Genomic DNA, 18,502 nt, shown 5'->3' on the forward strand with positions numbered 1-18,502 from the left:
ACTTTACGAAGACCCTCGGTATTGGCGGATGCTAAAACAGTAAGGTTAACGCTCACTATTTTTAGGATTAAATAGAGAAGTTTTTAAAGATCTAAAATATATTGGAAATGAAACAGATGTCAATTACACTCGCTTTTTTGGCTATTTGCATGATTAGTTATGCACAAGATGCCAATGTATTTATTACGGGAAAGATAGTAGGTGTACCAGCAGACGAGTTACTATATCTCTCTACTTTTGGAAGTTCGTTTCGAGATTCGACCAAGCAAGATGAAAATGGTTTTAAGTTCGCTATCCACATTCCTGAAGGGGAAGGCCAATTTTATATTTTGCAAATCGGAAAGGATGTTCAGGAAAGCGGCAAAACAACCTTTCTTTTTTTAGAAAGAGGTAAACTGAGGATAAATAGTCGATCTGCCAGTTTTCATGGCGCTAAATTTTCCGGAGGCAAGTTGGCTGAATATTATAATAAGTTTCAAAGCAGGCCTCAAGATGGAGAAGCTGAGCAACTGTATTCTGAATTGCGAACTGCCAGAGAGCAAGGTGACAGTGAGCAAATCAATCTTCTTCAGGCAGAAATTGATCGCTTAAACAGAGCGCAGAAGGAGCGAGATAAAGCGTTCGTTTTAGATAATAAAAATAGTCCTCTGGTGGTTTATCCCATTTTTTTCAGTTTGCGCAGGCAAAGCAATTTTGAAGAATTGGATGCTCTTATCTCACAGTTGTCTCCCAGGGCTAAAAATAATATCCCCATCAAACAAATTGAATACAGTATCAATACGGATAAATTAACTGGTATAGGCCGTGTCGCGCCTGCATTTTCGCAAAAGGATACGGCGGGTCGCGAGGTTTCACTGCAAGATTTTAGGGGAAAATATGTGCTTATTGACTTTTGGGCAAGTTGGTGTGTACCCTGTCGAATGGAAAATCCAAATTTGGTAACGGCATTCCAACAATATAAGAATAGCAATTTTACGGTATTAGGTATATCATTCGATGGACCAGGTATAAGCGACCCTTGGAGGCTAGCTATACATGATGATAACCTAAACTGGACGCAGCTTTCTGATCTTCACGGATGGAATAACCAGGTGGGCAAAGTGTACGATATTCGATCTATTCCATCCAATTTGTTGATAGATCCCGACGGTGTTATTATTGCGAAGAATTTAAAAGGGAAATTCCTCGAAGAAAAACTGCACGAAATTTTAGGCCCACCTGAACTGGATGCGGATACCTACGTCATTAAGGGGGAGGTTATAAACGATCTGAACTATAACTTCTTTCATGTTAACTATCTCGACGAACATGATAAGATGGTTCAGGATAGCGTAAAGATGTTTAGAGGCGTATTTAGCTATGTGGGGAATATTAAATCCCAAACTCAGGTAGAGGCTTATTTTAGCAATGAAGCCGGAGAAGGGGTAGGGTCATTGAGCGAACATCTGAACTTCTACATACAGCCGGGAATAATCACATTGCAAGGTAATACGCACACACCTAGCGAAATGAATGTCGTATTAGTTCCAGCTGAAGGATCTTTGGAACAGGTAACCACTAACGGATTTAACACACAAAAACAAAAGGAGCGTTTAGGAACATATCTTCACAAGTAAGTGATACTGGAGGTCGCCAAAAGGCTGATGTAAACTGCTCTACAAGGTTTAATAGCTCTGGCGACTTCAGCTACGCATAGTCTACCTAAATCGCTGATGGAAAAAATAGATTAGTCTTAAAGCTTACCAGGCTTGATGTTCGTAGTTTAGATATTTGAAGATTCAAGTTCCAAAAATGCTCGAAACCGACTTTGCAAACCTTTATAGGCAGAAATGAGGTTAAGTGCTTCTTCTGTTAAGATAGATCCACCGCCACTCTCTCCACCAATACGTGGGATGATTACGGGTTTACATGTGTGCTGATTAAGATTATTGATTAGTCCCCAAGCCTTACGATAGGACATTTTCATTTCTAAAGCGGCTTTACTTATCGAGCCAGTATCTGCTATTCTTTCTAGCAACTCCATTGGTCCCGGACCAAAAAATGGCGTTCCCGACGCAGATGTGATCCAAATTCTTCCACTTATCGAAGGATCAACATCTGGATTTAGAAGATTGCTAATAGTTTGCTTCATATCCGAAAATTTTGTCTACTCCAAATTTATTAATATTGTTATTGTAAAAGAATTTTCAGGCTAATTAGTTGAATTTATAACCATTATTACTGAAACGGCGCCGCCCTTAATAATCGAAGAGCTCAATTCTATATCTTTACCGCATCAATCTTATGTAGTGGTTAGTTGCGTAGTACTTACAAGGATTGATTTTTTTTTTAATTCGTTATATATTTAAAAACATATCGATAATCTTATGACCAAATCATTGCTATGGGCTGTAATTATGCTATCAGTTGGATTTAAAGGATGGGCTCAAGAGAGTTTAAATACTCCTGGCAAATCGACAGACTCGTTATCCAATGTATTTACCTTAGGTGAGGTTCAAGTGTTCAAGAATAAGCGAAGTCCCTTATTTAATTCAGTGCCTGCACATCAAATTCAACAATTTGCTAAGAACGATGTGGGTAAGGCCTTGAATCTTTTACCTGGGGTAACATTATCACAAATCGGACCTCGCAATGAAGCATTGATACATGTTAGAGGCTTCGATCTTCGCAATGTTCCGGTTTTGATTGATGGCATACCGGTTTATGTGCCTTACGATGGTTACGTAGACTTAGCCCGATTTACGACATTCGATTTGAGTGATATACAGATATCTAAAGGCTACACACCAGTTAATTATGGTCCTAACTCGATGGGAGGTGCCATTAATTTGGTAACTAGGCAGCCTGTAAAGGCATTTGAACTCAACGGTGCTAGCGGTTGGCAGACAGGTGGATTGCGTAGTAATTTAAATATTGGCAGTAATTTAGGTAATTTTTATTTTCAGGCAGGCTTATCAAAATTGAAGCGAAACTTTGTTCCCTTATCCAACGATTTTGAGGCTACAGCCTATGAAGATGGCGGTACAAGGGATAATTCTTACAGTGATGATGAAAAAGTAAGTCTGAAAGTAGCCTATCGTCCTACTACTAATTCCGAATATGCACTGAGTTACGCTTATCAAAGCGGTGAAAAAGGTACTCCTGTCTATGCAGGTGCAGATTCGTTGAATACACTATTCAGTAGGCCTCGCTATTGGCAATGGCCAAAATGGGATAAGCAAAGTCTTTATTTTTTATCTAACACCCAGCTAGATAACTCACAATCCGTTCGGACGAGATTGTACTATGATCAATTTAAGAATATACTGAACTCCTATGACGATGCGACATTCTCAACAATGACCAGACCTTATGCATTTTCCAGTTTATACAACGATCATACTTTAGGAGGGATTATCGAGTACGATAAGCAGATAGGCCGTATAGATCGACTGGTTACCAGTGTTCAGTACAAACGGGATGTTCATCGCGAGCATAATGTCGGAGAGCCTGAGCGCGAAATGTCGGATGGAACCTTCAGTATCGGTTTAGAGAACCAATTAGCCATTACCGAAGACTTACTTTTTCTTACCGGATTAAGTTTTAATAACCGCACCAGCATTAACGCCGAAGATTTCAATGCTCAAACACAGGAAATAATAAACTTTCCAGCAAATAGTAACAATGCATTTAATGTGCAAGGTGCCTTGCAGTATGATCTGAATGGTAATAATATAATAAGTGTGGCTATAGCGCGCAAAACGCGATTTGCTACCACTAAAGACAGGTATTCATACCGTATGGGTACTGCCTTGCCCAATGCTGATCTTGCTGCCGAATACGCGATCAATTATGATATTTCGTATAAAGGCTCGTTTGCAGATAATTCGCTTAATCTAGTGGGGTCACTATTTCTCAGTGATATTGAAAATACCATTCTAAATGTTCGGAATGTAGCGTTGGCCGCTGATGGTGTTACCTGGTTAAATCAGCTACAAAATGTTGGGCACACACGAAATGCTGGACTCGAAATTGGTGCAGACTACCGCATTGCCACATCTCTGGTTATTGGCGCCAATTATACCTTCATCAATCGAACGAATATTAGTGAACCCTCCATTTTCCTAACGGATGTTCCAAGGAATAAATTTTTTGGGTATCTTCAATATGGTTTCAAAGATGTGTTTACGATTCAGGCAAATGCAGAGTCGAACTCTGGTCGGTATAGCACGCCTTACGGTGTAATGACCGATCCTTTTACGGTTTTTAATTCTAGAGCTAGTGTGCATCTGTGGCGTTGGTTTTCTCTGGAAGCCGGGGTAAATAATATTTTTGATGCTAATTATGCACTAACGGAAGGTTATCCGGAAGCAGGACGTAACTATTTTGCCAATATCATGTATAGATTTTAACATGACATCGTCTAAGTACCTATATGCATTGCTATGGCTCGCTATGGTCGCATTATGTGTGGTGGGTAGCTCATCTATTGAATTGAAGCCTAGCTCTTATCCATTAGAAGTGCCGTATGGTTTTGGCGCGCGCTATAAAATTCCGGATGATAATCCGTTAACGGTGGAAGGGGTTGCATTAGGTCGGATGCTGTTTTATGAAACCGCGCTGTCTGCAAACGGCAGGCTCTCTTGTGGTAGTTGTCATCGTCAAGAACTAGCTTTTACAGATGGGGAGGACTTTAGTGTGGGGGCAAGCGGGATTAAACAACAGAGAAATACCATGTCTTTAGTTAATTTATTGTGGGTAAATAATTTTTTTTGGGATGGCAGAGCGCAAGGGTTAGAACAACAATCGTTAGAGCCCTTAACCAATGTGCATGAGATGGCTCAATCTATGACCGAGTCTGTTAGAAAACTTGAACAGATAACCATGTACAAATATGCTTTTAAAGCAGCTTTTGGTGATAGTTCAATAACTGCCAAGCGGATTCAAATGGGCCTGGCCCAATTTCAACGCACATTGATATCGTCAAATTCCGATTATGACAAATACCTGCTTGGAGAATATGTTCCGACCGAATCCGAGCGAAATGGGATTGCATTATTTTACGGAACAAACAGGTCTAAAGGGGTTTTACGTAGTGCAGGATGTAGCCACTGCCATGGCGGAGTAAAAACCTATGCAGAGCTATTTATGAATAATGGTTTGGATAGTATCTACTATGATCAAGGGCGCGAAATGGTAACGGGTAGGCAAGGCGACCGGGGGCGGTTTCGTGTAGTAACATTGCGAAATATTGCTGTTACAGGGCCTTACATGCATGATGCTCGGTTCGAAAGTTTGGAGGATGTATTGGATCATTATAGTGATCACTTAATAACTGGGCATGGTATAAGCCCTTTTCTGGAAAATAGGATGGGAACATCTGGTCAGCATAATAGGCTGACTGTACAAGAAAAAAAAGATATTATCTCGTTTCTACATATGCTCACTGATACGACGTTTTTGCGGGATGAACGTTTTTCTAATCCTTTTTTAAAAATATTATAATTATGCGTGTAATCTACCTAATGTTATTACTTTCTGCCTGCTTCGGAAGCATGGCTCAGGATAGGAGTTTTGAATTGAAAATAAGCGGTGATATCCCAAAAGAGCTTGTATTTGACCAGGAAGATTTTGAGAAATTACCCACCATTAATGAAGTGCTGAAGGATAATAGGTCGGGCAAGGCTTACGTTTACACAGGAGTAAACGTACAAGCTTTGCTGGAAAAAGCGGGCGCTCCGGTAGGAGCAGCGCTTCGAGGGGAGAACTTATCCAAATTTCTGTTAGTACGCTGTGCTGATGGATATGAGGTGTTGTTCTCGCTTGCCGAGCTGGATAGCTCATTTACAGATAGGCGAGTTGTATTGGCATACCTAAAAGACGACGTTCCATTAGATGCGAGTGAAGGTCCTTTACGATTAATCGTTCCCGGAGAAAAAAAACCAGCAAGAAGTTGTTTTCAAGTAGTGGAGATCATTATAGGCTTTGCCCCCGTATTTTCTACTGTAAATCTGGAAAAATAAACTTTTAAAAATTCCTTGCCTAATGGTCGCAAATTGGTAAACAAATTCAAAATGTTTACAAAATTGTGGTCTTGCTTTGTACATAAAAAGTATCACTATGTATTTAAGCGAGTTCATCCGTTCTGCTGTTTCATGCCTTCTGGTTATATTAGGTTCTATATCCTATTGTTTCGCACAATATAGTTCCGTCACATTATCCGGGCTGGTACGCGACAAAAGCGATCGAAGTGCTATATCTTATGTAAATGTTAGTTTAAAGGAGCGAGGCAGTGAAGAAGTGCTGATCGCAACGTTGAGTAACGAACAGGGAAGATACACTTTGCCGGATGTAAAGCCAGGAAATTATGTGTTGGTCATGGCTTCTATAGGTTATGTGGGCCATCAAGAACAAATTTATGCGGGATCCCTCTCTGAGTACTTGGAACTGCCGCCTGTCGATTTGGTTACATCGGCTACGGAAATTGCTGATGTAGCCATCACCGCTCGGCGAAATGGAGTAAGTAGCAACCTAGAGCGCAAGAGCTATTCCATGGCAGACAACATCAGTCAGGCGGGAGGATCTGTACTACAAAGCATGCAAAATCTTCCTGGTGTATCTGTGCAGGATGGCCGTGTCTATCTCCGCGGCAGTGATCAGATTACGGTACTCATCGATGGAAAGCAAACGGCGCTTACCGGCTTTGGTAGCCAAGTCGGATTGGATAATATTCCAGCATCTGCTATAGAAAAGGTAGAAATTATCAACAACCCCTCTGCGAAATTTGATGCGAATGGTAACGCCGGCATCATCAACATTGTGATGAAAAAAGAGCAACAGCAGGGCTTCAATGGAAAAGTAGGGATCACTGCGGGGGCGGGATCATTGTGGGAACGGAGAGCTAATTTGCCTACCATCAGGCCTCAATACACCATAACGCCAAAAATCAATCCTTCGGTATCATTAAATTATCGCAAAGAAAATCTGAATGTCTTCCTGCAAGCGGACAATCTCTACACCGAAACGTTAAACAAAAACGATTATGTTCGCCGGGTATACGATGACGGCACGGTGATCAACTCTCAGCTTAAGCGAAACCGAAACACCAATTTCCTAACTACGAAAGCTGGTGTAGACTGGGAAATTAATCCGAATAATACGCTGACGATCTCTGGGATGTTTGGTAGTGAAAAAATCATTGATCGCGGTGACCAACCCTTTTTCAATGCCGATTTCTCAGAGCGTCGCCGGTTATGGCAGTTTCTGGAAGACGAGCTGAAGACAACTGTAATGGCTACGGCGTCATATCGGCACACATTTTCCGAACCTGGACACCAATTGATGGCGGGCTTCAACTATACCTTTCATCGAGAGGATGAACAATATTTTTACGATAATTTTCTGCCTACTTCTACAGGAACCGATGCGTTCAAATTGTTGTCCGATGAGCAGGTTTATGATTTTAATCTGGATTATGTCAGGCCACTTCGGTACGGGCGATTGGAAACGGGGATAAAATTACGTAACCGCATTATCCCTACTAACATGGAGTTTCGTCCGGGTATTAATTCTGTACTGGATTTTGATGCCGGTGGATGGGCGGACTACAAAGAATTTATTCCTGCTATTTACGGGACATATGTATTTGAAAGTCCGAAATGGGAAGCAGAACTGGGCCTTCGCGTAGAATACGTGCGTATTCAATATGACGTAAATCCAGACCACAATACTTATAATAGTGATGGGTACCATTATACGCAGCCGTTTCCTAATCTTCGTCTGGCGTATAAACTCAATGATCATAACAAAATATCGCTATTTTACAATCGACGTGTGGATCGTCCAAATGAGGTAGATATTCGCATATTTCCGAAATATGACGATGCCGAGATTATCAAAGTGGGAAACCCGGCTTTGCGTCCGCAGTTCACAAATAGTATAGAGTTGGGGCACCGCACGGCATGGAATGGAGGTTCCCTTTACTCCGCATTGTATCATCGCTTTGCTGATGGTACTATTACCCGAATTGCCAGTACTGTTCCGGGCAGCACATTGATCTACGATGTTTTCCAAAATGCTGGTAGAAGTTACAACACAGATGTCGAAATGACCTGGGATCAGCAGCTATCAGCGATGTATTCCTTTAATATAAATGCAAACCTGTACCGCAATCAGATTAATGCATTTACAGTCGAGAATCTATATCCGGAGCGAAATATCTTTTCAGCGCCACAACAAACGGCTGTATCAGGAAATGTTAAGCTCAATAATAAATTTCGTTTCCGCGGAGGGTGGGAAGGCTTGCTGACAGGAATTTACCTTGCTCCTGATTTATTACCTCAAGGCACAATCGGAGCCAGATTTTCGGTAGATGCCGGCTTGAAAAAGAGTATACAAAAGGGAAAAGGCGAGCTATTCTTTAATGCGACCGATTTATTCAATACGATGGTTATTCGTAGAGAAATTTTTGGTGCGGGCTTCTCCTATACCAGTGAAGACTACTACGAAACACAAGTGGTGCGAGTAGGGTATAGCTACAAGTTTTAATAGTACTGATTATCTCTATTTCTTCTTGTAATTAGTCATGAAACTGAAATCATGGATTTTATACAGCTTGAAAGTGCTAGTCTTATTTGGCGGTACTTTCTTTCAAACCAGTGCGCAGACTGCCCGCGTCGGATCATACGTTTCAGCCAATACATTCATAACGAATCCTATTACAGACACGCTGGTTCCTCTCACTTACCGTACTGAAAGAGAACGTCCTGTTTTTCTGCTTGGATCCGGCGTATTGATTGGTTATGGACTTATTAGTCTGGGTAACAATGGTGTGCGACAGCTTAACAACGAGGCGCGAGAGGAGATTCGTGAGCATAATCTAAGACGTAATAAACTGGATAACTATACTCAGTACTTTCCAACGCTAATGGTATATGGGTTGAATGCAACAGGAGTCAAAGGCCTGCATAATTTTGTCGACAGATCGCTAATCTACGGTACCTCGCAACTCATCGCCGCTAGCTTCGTGTTGCCACTTAAACATATTGTAGGAGAGGAGCGTCCTGATGGTTCTAATCGACTATCTTTTCCTTCTGGGCATACAACTACTGCATTTTCTTCTGCCCACTTTATGTACAGGGAATATCGGGATAATAATTTATGGCTGAGTTTGTCAGGTTATCCTTTTGCTATTTTTACGGGAGCCTATCGTGCTGTCAACGATCGACATTGGTTAGGTGATGTGGTAGCAGGTGCCGGCTTTGGCATTTTGTCTACCGAACTTTCTTATTTGCTCTACCCAAAGATTAATAAATTTTTATCCAATGGTAAAAAACGACGCTCCCATATAATGGTTTTTCCGCAATACCAACAAAATATGTTGGGTGTGGGGTGTATCGCTAATTTCTAACGAAGTATTTACTGTATCCATTAATCGCTTAGCGCTGTGGACTAAAACTCCACAACAAATTCATGCATTCCTTTTTCAAATTTGTAGTATACAGTCCACTGATGAAATTTACAAATTTCGTATACAATCGCAAGACCAAGCCCACTACCGGCAGTCTTACCAGATGTTTTTCTAAACCGTTTAAAAAGCCCTTGCAGCTCTAGGGTACTGCTGCCCGAATTGCTCACTGTAAATCCCATATTATGGAGCTTTACGCCAATTTCTCCATTTGTATTCGTATGCCTTATGGCGTTCAACAGCAGATTGTTGCATAACAAATCAATTAAAATCTCATTGGCTTGAACATGGATGTCAGGAGAAATGCTTGTATGTAAAACTAACTTCTTTTGTTCTATGTATTCGTAGAGAACCTCTATGCGTTGTCGTAATAAACCGTCAAAAGAACAAGGGTTGTATGCGAATTGGTTATTTTCAATTTTAGCTAATAGGAGTAGATTTTTATTGATTCGTGCACTTCTGTTCAACGTGTGATTCATTTCTTCTACTATGTCGTATTGATCGGTACTCAGATCTGTACTTTGCAAAAGTACATCTAATTTATTTTTAAGAATTGCTAATGGTGTTTGTAGCTCGTGCGATGCATTCTCCGTGAACTCTTTTTGCGTTTTGTAGGTAGATACATTTCTTTCCAATAGACGAGCGATGTCCGAGTTTAATTCTTCGAACTCCCTAATATCGCTTTTCATGAAATCTATTTGCGATTGCTGATTGATGTTGAAGGTTTTTAATTTACTCAGCGTATCCTGAAATGGATGCCAGATTTGTTTAGACAACCTACGATTTAAAATAATCAGCCCGAAAGCAATAAGTAGGAAGAAACAAATAGAAATTAAACTAATAGCCACCACCGTCTCGTCTGTTTCCTCAATATTTGTCTCCACTGTTAGTGTAAAGGCCTGGTCATTAATAATAATCGTTCGCTGGAGGCAACGAAATCGATCTTCGGAAACTTCTCCTTCGAATTCAGATGTCCGGTAGATGGTGTAGACACTGTCCGCTTTAGCATCTACAGAATGACTAGGTTCTAATTTGGTGCCTGGTTGAATGTCGTTCCACAAAAGTATACTTTGTGCCAACTCATCAGCAGAAAGGTTTAGTTTAGTTAATCCACGCAGCGTTTTTTTAGCGATAATATCGTTATGTTCATCCAGCTCTCCTTTCCAGATGTTATCTACAACAATATAATAAACAGGAATACTGATGACAAAAATGATCGATATATAGATCATAAATGGCAAAGTGGTCTTCTGTAGTAACGGCTTCATCTTCTATTTTATTTGGTCAATCCATTTATATCCGGTACCGTAAACAGTCTTTAAATAACGCTCGCATCCAGCTTCATACAGTTTTTTCTTTAAATTTTTTACGTGAGCATATACGAAGTCATAATTGTCCAACATATCGGCAAGATCACCAGAAAGATGTTCTGCTAGCGTACTTTTTGATATTACCCTTTCTTTGTTCCCAATAAAATAAATAAGCAGATCGTATTCTTTCTTAGTAAGTTGGATCTCTCTGTTGTTCACCGTAACATTTTTAGATAACAAATCAATTCGTAAAGGCCCCTGTTCGGTTGTGTTACTTCTGCTAAAATGGCTTCTTCGAATAATGGAATACATTCTCGCGGTCAATTCTGAAAGATGAAAAGGTTTAGTCAAGTAATCATCCGCCCCGATTTGCAGACCTCTAATTTTATCTTCCAAAGAATCTTTTGCCGAAATAATTATCACCCCATCTTGCTTGTTCATCTCCTTCAATATTTGTAAAAGGTGTAACCCATTCCCATCAGGAAGTCCAATGTCAAGCAATATACATTCATAATCGAAAGCATAGATTTTTTCAAGTGCGTCATGATAACTCTCCGCCCACTCGCACTTGTATTGTTCAGACTTTAGATAGCTTAACATACTTTTTGCCAGTTCAGGTTCATCTTCGATGATTAATACTTTCATACAACAAAAATAGCATACTAATTTTGTAGAAATTTAGTATTCTAAAGCCTGCACTGCTAACTTAATTGTTAAATATTACCCTCGGGCAAGAAATAAAAGAGGTTAATTGTTGTGCTCTTTCGAATTGTGCGTTCTCATGAGACTAAAATATTTCAATTATAGCGTGCCGCTGGTGAATTATCAGAGTTTAAAAGACATTTTTTGGTTTTATTACCATTTTTACAATATTATTTGTCAATAAGTAATAAAATGATGTTTTTTTAATGATAAATATTTTTAAATTAGCATTATTGTTTAACTAGCTATCAAATAATATTCTTATTAAATCACAAATTGATCACTTGTGATAATTTTTAATAGAATATTTGACATATTTTTTATCATTTTATTGGTATAAAATAAAGATTTATTATTAACTGAATCTTTATATGTATTAAAAAATGATAAAAGTATTATGTAAAGTTCACTTTTTTATTTTTCTGATTCATAAAGTGAATAGTTTAAGCATTTGTCTATTAAATAGCGATTCAAATCTGATTTATTAACGCAAAAAATCCCATTAATCATGAGAAAAAATTACATTTTGATACTAGCGCAGGCTTTGCTTTTCCAATTTTTAATCATTTCAGCGGCCTATGGTCAAAACTCAATTTTAAGAGGAAAGGTGCGTGCTGGTGGTGTAGGCTTACACGGCGCCACTGTCACTGATATTGTGTCTGGGATGTCTACGTCAACTGCTGAGGATGGAAGTTACTCCTTAAATATCTCTTCTGCTTCTATGGTACGCCTCAGAGCTTCTTATATAGGATATAAAGCCCTAACGAAATCTATCGATCTTTCCGAAGCAACTCTATTGGATTTTGATCTGTCGGATGAATCATTGGACGAGGTGGTAGTTATTGGTAGCCGATCCGTACCGAGAACTAATCTGGAAACTACTGCTCCTGTCGATGTCGTAGATATAAAGAATTTAGCGAAGGATGTGGCGCAAGTGTCGCTTAATCAACTATTAAATTATGTGGCTCCATCTTTCAATGCGGTTAATACTTCGATAAATGACGGGACGGATCATATAGATCCAGCATCGCTTAGAGGCTTGGGACCGGATCAAGTACTCGTGCTGATCAACGGAAAAAGAAGACATACGTCGGCTTTAGTGAATGTAAATAATTCTTTTGGTCGCGGCTCTGTCGGAACAGACTTGAATGCGATACCCACCGCGGCTATTAAAAGGGTAGAAATTTTGAGAGATGGAGCGGCAGCACAATATGGATCAGATGCTATTGCAGGTGTCATTAATATTGTGCTGGATGATAGTGTGAATGAGCTAAATGTAACCATGTCTGCTGGAGGTAATGCTTCTCGGTTTTCGCAAGGAGGCATGGATGGAGAACAGACTCAAGTTAACTTAAATTTTGGGGTACCAATTGGTGAAAACGGAGGGTACATAAATGTTACCGGATCGTACGACATGCGAGAAGCAGTCAATAGACAACGAGAATTTTTAGGTACCATATTTACAGATTATAACAATCCAACATTATACCCTAACCCGACCGGGATGGATATCACGGAGGCGGAGCTTCAAAGAAGAGGTTTAGATCGAACAGATTTTGTCTCTCAAGTTGGCTCTTCAGAAGCCAATGGTGGTTCGGCTTTCTTTAACAGTGAGGTACCTCTAGGTGAAGAAAGTAGCTTCTATGCATTTGGTGGCTTAAACTTTCGTTCTGGAAAATCTGGTGCGTTCCGAAGGATGCCAGCTCAGTTGCATCAAAATAATGATGCGGTGTATCCGAATGGTTTTTTACCCTTCATCGAATCTAGTGTGTACGATCAATCTTTTGCTGCAGGTCTGAAAACTAAAATCGATGATTGGCATATTGATTTTTCCAATACCTACGGTCAGAATAGTATACAATTCGAGAATACAAACACAATCAATGCAACGATGTTGGAGCAATCTCCCCGAGATTTTCGCTCTGGAGGTATTTCCTTTCTTCAGAACACCACTAACTTTGATATTAGTAAAAATTTCGAAACAGTATCTCAGGGTTTACACCTAGCGTTTGGTTTAGAACATCGTTATGAGCGTTATCAAATCACACCAGGAGAGGAAAGTTCCTACACCGACTATGGTCAAGGATATTTTGTGACAGACGAAACAGGTGTTCGTCGTTTTATTCCAGATTATATAAACGGACCATCTACTAGATTTGCTCCTAATGGGGTGCCTTACTTTCAGGGCTCTCAGGGATTTCCTGGCTTTAGACCCGAAAATGCAGTGTTGGAGAATCGTAATTCTTTCGCCGCCTACATGGATACAGAGTTGAGTATAACAAAAAGCTGGCTATTAACTGGTGCTTTGCGTTTTGAGAATTATTCTGACTTCGGATCTACGTTAAATTGGAAGTTGAGCACCTTATATAGAATGAGTGATATCTATAATTTCAGAGCAGCTGCTAGCACAGGATTTCGAGCCCCTTCGCTGCATCAGCGATATTATAATGCCACAACCAGTCGAGAGGTAGATGGTGAATTTTTGAATTCAGGCGCTTTTCAGAATAATAGCCGAGTGGCTGAGTTACTTGGAATTCCTTCTTTGCGACAAGAACTATCCCAGTCTTACAGTGCCGGATTCACAGCGAATTGGGGAGCATGGAAGGCCACGGTAGATGGCTATTACATTCGTATTGATGATCGTGTGGTATATACCGGAATGTTTATGGGAAGCACTGCACCAGACGCGACAGAGCAAGAACGGGAAATAGCAGGCTTATTGGCACAGGCGAATGCCAATGCTGCGCAATTTTTTGCGAATGCAATCGATACCGATACAAAAGGAATTGATGTAGTATTAACCTATAATACAGCGTTAGGTCAAGGTCATTTGCGAGCTGACTTGGCAGGTACATTTGTGCAAACCAATATCATTGGCAGCCCGAACACCTCCGAACAATTAGCTGGTTTGGAAGATACATACTTTGATCTGAGTAATAGAATATTATTAGAGTCTGCCGTACCACGTATGAAGGGTAATCTGTCTTTAAACTATTCTTATAAACGCTTCAATGTCTTTCTTCGGAACGTGTATTTTGGTCCAGTTGATGAGGCAACAAATCTTGTGGATTATATGCAAACGTTTGGAGCAAGGCTAGTAACCGACTTATCGTTAGGGTATCAAATTTCAGAAAAGCTGAGTTGGACTATTGGAGCAAATAACCTATTCGATATTTACCCGGATCAAATCCGTGCGGATAGCCCAGTCCGCAATAACGACATTTTCCTTTATGCAAGAACAGGGCAACAATTTGGCTATTTTGGAAGGCATATCTTTACGAGACTAGCTTTCACCTTAAAATAAAGGAAACATAGGCAAGGGTATGCGAAACACTCGCGTATCTTTGCTAGTTTAGGTCTTAGTAAGAACACGAGCACATTTCAGCTCGATCAGCAGCATAGTTGCTGATTTCAAGGCTTATAGACGTTGTGTTTGCGCAATCTTCTTGTTAGTTTTTCAGCGGGTCAATGGCGGAGATTGTAATGCCAAAGAAGCAGTCATCCGCACAGTTATGCGGCACATAGCCTGCAGACGATATCAAACCGTTATTTTTCACTTCAAAACTTATGGAGGCATCTTTTCGCTTCAGCAACCATTGATTTGCAGCTAAGTTATAGACTTCGTCTAACGTTATTGGCATGGCGGCAGGGGTTTGCTTATGCAAGCCTATCTCATTTTTGCCCTCGACCCAGCTTAGTTCAGAAAGTATTTCTTCAGCCTTTAGGAATGATAATCCATTCTCTGTGTTGAGTTCTTCCGTAATCTCTAGAGCTTCCTTTATAGTCCATCCGCTGGTAGGCATAGACACATAATGGTATTGGCCATAGTGAAAATCTCTTTTAGTGATAATGCCATTTTCTATCGTCAGCGTGGTTTCCCACCTCATCCCAGTCCACGAAATACCATTTACGGTATAGCGGTAGGAGTTATTGTTTTCTTGCTTAAAGCGTTGCCATGTTTGAAGACTTTTTTCGAAATCACCCTGATACTCAAAGTCATTCTTACTACAAGCAGCAAAACACATGAATACGATGCACAGGAAGAAGTAAACAGTCCTTGTTTTCATGACGATATTTGATTTAGGTTGTTATAAAGAACGGCAATATATCACCAAATGCTACAAAGTGATTGTGTTTTGCAGTGCAGGGAGCGATTTTTATAATGAACGCTACTCATCAGAATCTACTAAATTTAAGTATGATTATATAATCGTATTTGCATAAATTTTGTCGACTTAGAGCATTTACCCTCATCACTGCTTCGCATCATTTCGCCTACAGTCTCAAAAACATAAATAGAAGTCCTAAAATGTGAAGTTGAGATCTAATAAATAGTTGTTAAACTTGCACAGCATTTTTCCTGATGTAGTACCCAACATCAGTAATTATAATATAAACGAGGTTTGAGAAGGTTTTTGATAGGTATTTTGCTCATAGCGCTAACGATGCAGTCGTTTTATCGTGGCATTATGGCATTAGATTACCAAATACACTTGCCAGACTATCTCGCAAAATGTATTAATATAGAAAAGCCACAGCTTCAATGCAACGGGCAGTGTGCCTTGATGAAGCAAATTCGAGATCGCGAACAGCAAGAAGCGAAGAGCAATCTGGCGAATTACGAATTCAGTGCTCTTTACCTGCATAAAGAACAAATCCTTTTACCATCGTATCCTGTGATGGAAATAAAGGTTTCAAATCCTGTTCCGCGATTCATTCCGCAGCTTACCCCCCAAGAAGGCAATTCGGTATTCCGCCCACCAATTGTTTAATTTTTTCCACCAAGGCTAATATGATTTAGCCAGAAAAAAAACTCATTTTTTATGTTAGTTATACCTACCCAATGGTTGGATGTACCACAATGGTTGATGCTCCGCGCGGTCATATCTGCTATCTTTTTAAACGCCATTTTATTAGTTGGTCGATAATGAGATTCAGCGAATGATAAAGCACACATCAACTTAACCCCTCATTATTTAATAAAACGACATGCAGATATCTCTCTGTAGTTTCCCACAGAACAGATGGAACGCATGGTATCTAATAATCTCAGAGACGCCATTGTTATTTGGTAGTCTATAAAAACGAAGTCAATCATGAAAAAATACATTAGTGGAGTAGCGCTTTTAACCGCAATTTTAAGTGGCTGCAACAAAACAGAAATTCAAGAAGTAATTGTTCCTGCGGATCAGGGCAATACCCTGAACTTACAGTTCGAGAACCGTTATGGTGATCAGGATTTTGAACTGCTCAAACGATATGCCTATCAAGAAAATGATGCTGATTTCGAATTGGCCTTCGAACGGCTGCGTTATTGGGTGAGCAATGTGAAACTTATTTCCACGTCAGGAGAAGAGGTGGCCATTCCAAATTCCTATTATCTCATTGAAGAGACAGAAGCTATAACGGTTCCACATTTAATAGGTGGACAGCAATACCCGGGCAAAAAGCGGGATGCGGTTAATATAAAGAATATACCTTCAGGTACTTATCAGGGATTGAAGTTCTCCATTGGTGTAGAACCCAAATACAACGACAACATCACGCTGACGGCCGGAGAGTTGGGCATATTGAATGGGATGGGTTTCTCTGATGGTTGGATGTGGTTTACGAGTTATATTTTTCAGAAGATGGATGCGCGTATGTATTCCGGCACTGAGCAAAGAAATCTGCGCTGGGATTCTGGCTCAAATGCACTATTCGAAGGCGCGGAGAAAAATATTAATTTCCCTAACGCAATTACTTTAAATGAAGAACAAGGCTTGCAAGTCGATTTGCGGATAGATGTTCGACAGCTGCTGTCTACGACGCTTGATCCATGGCGCGATAATGTAATTAGCCAATCCAGACCCGAGATGATGAGGGCTTTCCGAGATGCGCTACTCCAACGCGGAATTAGTTTACAACGCGCAGAAAACATTAGGCAAAAATAAGCATGATCGGGATAGATTGGTGGTTAAAGCCGGTACTGGCGCTACTTTGTGTTGTCTCCTCTTTTGCGCAGATTTCCTGCGCAAAGGAAGAGACATATGCCGAAGATATAGGGTATAATATTGATCAGCCCTATGTGTTTAAGGTACCTAAGTATTTTCCAGAGCCTATTGAGATGCCAAGCAATCCAATGACACAAGCAGGCGTTGAATTAGGTAGACATTTATTCTATGAGCCATTGCTGTCGGGAAATAAAAAAGTTTCCTGTGCTACTTGCCACCATCCTGACAAAGCATTTTCCGATGGCTTGGTGCTGTCTAATACAGGTATTTCCGGCAGGCCACTGGAACGGCATTCGCCTGCTATTTTCAATTTGGTCTGGACCGATAGCGGCTTTTTCTGGGATGGGGGGTCTACCAATCTTGAATCGCAGGCTTTTGCGCCACTCACGCATCCTGACGAGATGGGAATCCACTTTCCGGAGATGACGGTGCGCTTAGCGTCTATTCCTCAGTACGTAGATATGTTTCAATGGGCTTTTAAGGAGTCGCCCACCGCAGTAGGCGTAGCGAAAGCACTAGCACAGTTTCAACGCTCGGTGGTATCTGCCGATGCTCCGTATGATCGCTATCGCCGTGGCGAAAATCCTCTGGCATTGGGGCACAGTGCCTTACGTGGTCTTCGACTGGTGCAACAGAAGTGCGGAAGCTGCCATTCGGGTGAGCTTTTTACCGACAATCGCTATCATAATAATGGTCTTGATAGCAGTTTTACCGATGATTCTCACGAAGAGGTTTATTTTGGGAGGTATCGAATCAGTCGTAACCCGGCAGATATGGGTGCATTCAAAACACCGTCTTTGCGAAATGTCATGGTAAGTGCACCTTACATGCACGACGGTCGGCTGACGAGCATTGTCGAAGTATTCGAACATTATCGCTCTGGTGTACAGCCGGGAACGTACACAGATCGTCGTTTGTATCAGGCAAACGGGCGCCCAGGTATCGCGTTGACCGACGAGGAGGTGCGCGATATGATTGCTTTTCTGCACAGCCTTACAGATAATATCTTCTTAAATAATCCTCAATACGCTAATCCATACAAAACCCAATAA

At 40.6% G+C, this 18,502-nt stretch carries 14 protein-coding genes; 10 read left to right on the forward strand and 4 right to left on the reverse strand.

Translation table 11 applies throughout. From position 1 onward, the window contains the following. Window positions 1–107: 107 nt before the first annotated feature. On the forward strand, window positions 108–1,616 hold the full coding sequence (locus tag M8998_RS14030; RefSeq protein ID WP_249993849.1) for a TlpA disulfide reductase family protein: 1,509 nt from the start codon (window positions 108–110) through the stop codon (window positions 1,614–1,616). Between the two features lie 146 nt (window positions 1,617–1,762). On the opposite strand, the gene M8998_RS14035 is transcribed toward M8998_RS14030, so the two are convergent. Further along, entirely contained in the window at window positions 1,763–2,131 is a 369-nt protein-coding gene (locus M8998_RS14035; RefSeq protein WP_249993851.1) for a winged helix-turn-helix domain-containing protein, read from the reverse strand. A 235-nt stretch (window positions 2,132–2,366) separates the two neighbouring features. Between M8998_RS14035 and M8998_RS14040 the strand changes: the two genes are divergently transcribed. The 5 genes from M8998_RS14040 to M8998_RS14060 all read left to right on the forward strand — a co-directional run bounded on the left by M8998_RS14040 (window position 2,367) and on the right by M8998_RS14060 (window position 9,388). Next, the gene (locus tag M8998_RS14040) at window positions 2,367–4,391 is read left to right on the forward strand and encodes a TonB-dependent receptor plug domain-containing protein (RefSeq protein WP_249993853.1); all 2,025 of its coding nucleotides are present in this window, start codon (window positions 2,367–2,369) and stop codon (window positions 4,389–4,391) included. A gap of 1 nt (window position 4,392) precedes the next feature. Further along, a complete protein-coding gene (locus M8998_RS14045; RefSeq protein WP_249993855.1) occupies window positions 4,393–5,484 on the forward strand; it encodes a cytochrome-c peroxidase in 1,092 nt (363 codons plus the stop codon). Window positions 5,485–5,486: 2 nt separating this feature from the next. After that, window positions 5,487–6,002, forward strand: a complete 516-nt coding sequence (locus M8998_RS14050; RefSeq protein ID WP_249993857.1) for a molybdopterin-dependent oxidoreductase — start codon at window positions 5,487–5,489, stop codon at window positions 6,000–6,002. Between the two features lie 97 nt (window positions 6,003–6,099). Then, window positions 6,100–8,526 carry a TonB-dependent receptor domain-containing protein gene (locus M8998_RS14055; RefSeq protein WP_249993858.1) on the forward strand — a complete coding sequence of 809 codons (2,427 nt, stop codon included), beginning with the start codon at window positions 6,100–6,102 and terminating at the stop codon, window positions 8,524–8,526. 37 nt (window positions 8,527–8,563) lie between these two features. Further along, on the forward strand, window positions 8,564–9,388 hold the full coding sequence (locus tag M8998_RS14060) for a phosphatase PAP2 family protein (RefSeq protein WP_249993860.1): 825 nt from the start codon (window positions 8,564–8,566) through the stop codon (window positions 9,386–9,388). Between the two features lie 41 nt (window positions 9,389–9,429). Here the strand turns inward: M8998_RS14060 and M8998_RS14065 are convergent, their stop codons facing one another. Beyond that, complete coding sequence (locus tag M8998_RS14065; RefSeq protein ID WP_249993862.1) at window positions 9,430–10,713, reverse strand: sensor histidine kinase; 1,284 nt, start codon at window positions 10,711–10,713, stop codon at window positions 9,430–9,432. A gap of 3 nt (window positions 10,714–10,716) precedes the next feature. Beyond that, window positions 10,717–11,400 (reverse strand): response regulator transcription factor, encoded by a 684-nt coding sequence (locus M8998_RS14070; protein WP_249993864.1) that lies wholly within the window; start codon window positions 11,398–11,400, stop codon window positions 10,717–10,719. Window positions 11,401–11,965: 565 nt separating this feature from the next. On the opposite strand from M8998_RS14070, the gene M8998_RS14075 reads away from it, so the two are divergent. Further along, window positions 11,966–14,761 carry a TonB-dependent receptor gene (locus M8998_RS14075; RefSeq protein ID WP_249993867.1) on the forward strand — a complete coding sequence of 932 codons (2,796 nt, stop codon included), beginning with the start codon at window positions 11,966–11,968 and terminating at the stop codon, window positions 14,759–14,761. A 145-nt stretch (window positions 14,762–14,906) separates the two neighbouring features. Here the strand turns inward: M8998_RS14075 and M8998_RS14080 are convergent, their stop codons facing one another. Then, complete coding sequence (locus M8998_RS14080) at window positions 14,907–15,524, reverse strand: hypothetical protein (RefSeq protein ID WP_249993869.1); 618 nt, start codon at window positions 15,522–15,524, stop codon at window positions 14,907–14,909. 378 nt (window positions 15,525–15,902) lie between these two features. Here M8998_RS14080 and M8998_RS14085 point away from each other — a divergent pair, with 378 nt between their 5' ends. The 3 genes from M8998_RS14085 to M8998_RS14095 all read left to right on the forward strand — a co-directional run bounded on the left by M8998_RS14085 (window position 15,903) and on the right by M8998_RS14095 (window position 18,502). Further along, window positions 15,903–16,229: a hypothetical protein gene (locus M8998_RS14085; protein ID WP_249993870.1), complete on the forward strand. Its 327-nt coding sequence runs from the start codon at window positions 15,903–15,905 to the stop codon at window positions 16,227–16,229. A gap of 324 nt (window positions 16,230–16,553) precedes the next feature. Then, window positions 16,554–17,390, forward strand: a complete 837-nt coding sequence (locus tag M8998_RS14090) for an MbnP family protein (protein ID WP_249993872.1) — start codon at window positions 16,554–16,556, stop codon at window positions 17,388–17,390. Window positions 17,391–17,392: 2 nt separating this feature from the next. Further along, on the forward strand, window positions 17,393–18,502 hold the full coding sequence (locus M8998_RS14095) for a cytochrome-c peroxidase (protein WP_249993874.1): 1,110 nt from the start codon (window positions 17,393–17,395) through the stop codon (window positions 18,500–18,502).

The organism is Sphingobacterium sp. lm-10, from assembly GCF_023554555.1.
Taxonomy (GTDB): domain Bacteria; phylum Bacteroidota; class Bacteroidia; order Sphingobacteriales; family Sphingobacteriaceae; genus Sphingobacterium.

Bases quoted from the DNA above. Each gene is read 5' to 3' on its own strand.
- M8998_RS14065 (WP_249993862.1), bottom strand. From the start codon at position 10,713: ATGAAGCCGTTACTACAGAAGACCACTTTGCCATTTATGATCTATATA.
- M8998_RS14060 (WP_249993860.1), top strand. From the start codon at position 8,564: ATGAAACTGAAATCATGGATTTTATACAGCTTGAAAGTGCTAGTCTTA.
- M8998_RS14045 (WP_249993855.1), top strand. From the start codon at position 4,393: ATGACATCGTCTAAGTACCTATATGCATTGCTATGGCTCGCTATGGTC.
- M8998_RS14070 (WP_249993864.1), bottom strand. From the start codon at position 11,400: ATGAAAGTATTAATCATCGAAGATGAACCTGAACTGGCAAAAAGTATG.
- M8998_RS14095 (WP_249993874.1), top strand. From the start codon at position 17,393: ATGATCGGGATAGATTGGTGGTTAAAGCCGGTACTGGCGCTACTTTGT.
- M8998_RS14035 (WP_249993851.1), bottom strand. From the start codon at position 2,131: ATGAAGCAAACTATTAGCAATCTTCTAAATCCAGATGTTGATCCTTCG.
- M8998_RS14090 (WP_249993872.1), top strand. From the start codon at position 16,554: ATGAAAAAATACATTAGTGGAGTAGCGCTTTTAACCGCAATTTTAAGT.
- M8998_RS14055 (WP_249993858.1), top strand. From the start codon at position 6,100: ATGTATTTAAGCGAGTTCATCCGTTCTGCTGTTTCATGCCTTCTGGTT.
- M8998_RS14040 (WP_249993853.1), top strand. From the start codon at position 2,367: ATGACCAAATCATTGCTATGGGCTGTAATTATGCTATCAGTTGGATTT.
- M8998_RS14085 (WP_249993870.1), top strand. From the start codon at position 15,903: ATGCAGTCGTTTTATCGTGGCATTATGGCATTAGATTACCAAATACAC.
- M8998_RS14080 (WP_249993869.1), bottom strand. From the start codon at position 15,524: ATGAAAACAAGGACTGTTTACTTCTTCCTGTGCATCGTATTCATGTGT.
- M8998_RS14030 (WP_249993849.1), top strand. From the start codon at position 108: ATGAAACAGATGTCAATTACACTCGCTTTTTTGGCTATTTGCATGATT.
- M8998_RS14075 (WP_249993867.1), top strand. From the start codon at position 11,966: ATGAGAAAAAATTACATTTTGATACTAGCGCAGGCTTTGCTTTTCCAA.
- M8998_RS14050 (WP_249993857.1), top strand. From the start codon at position 5,487: ATGCGTGTAATCTACCTAATGTTATTACTTTCTGCCTGCTTCGGAAGC.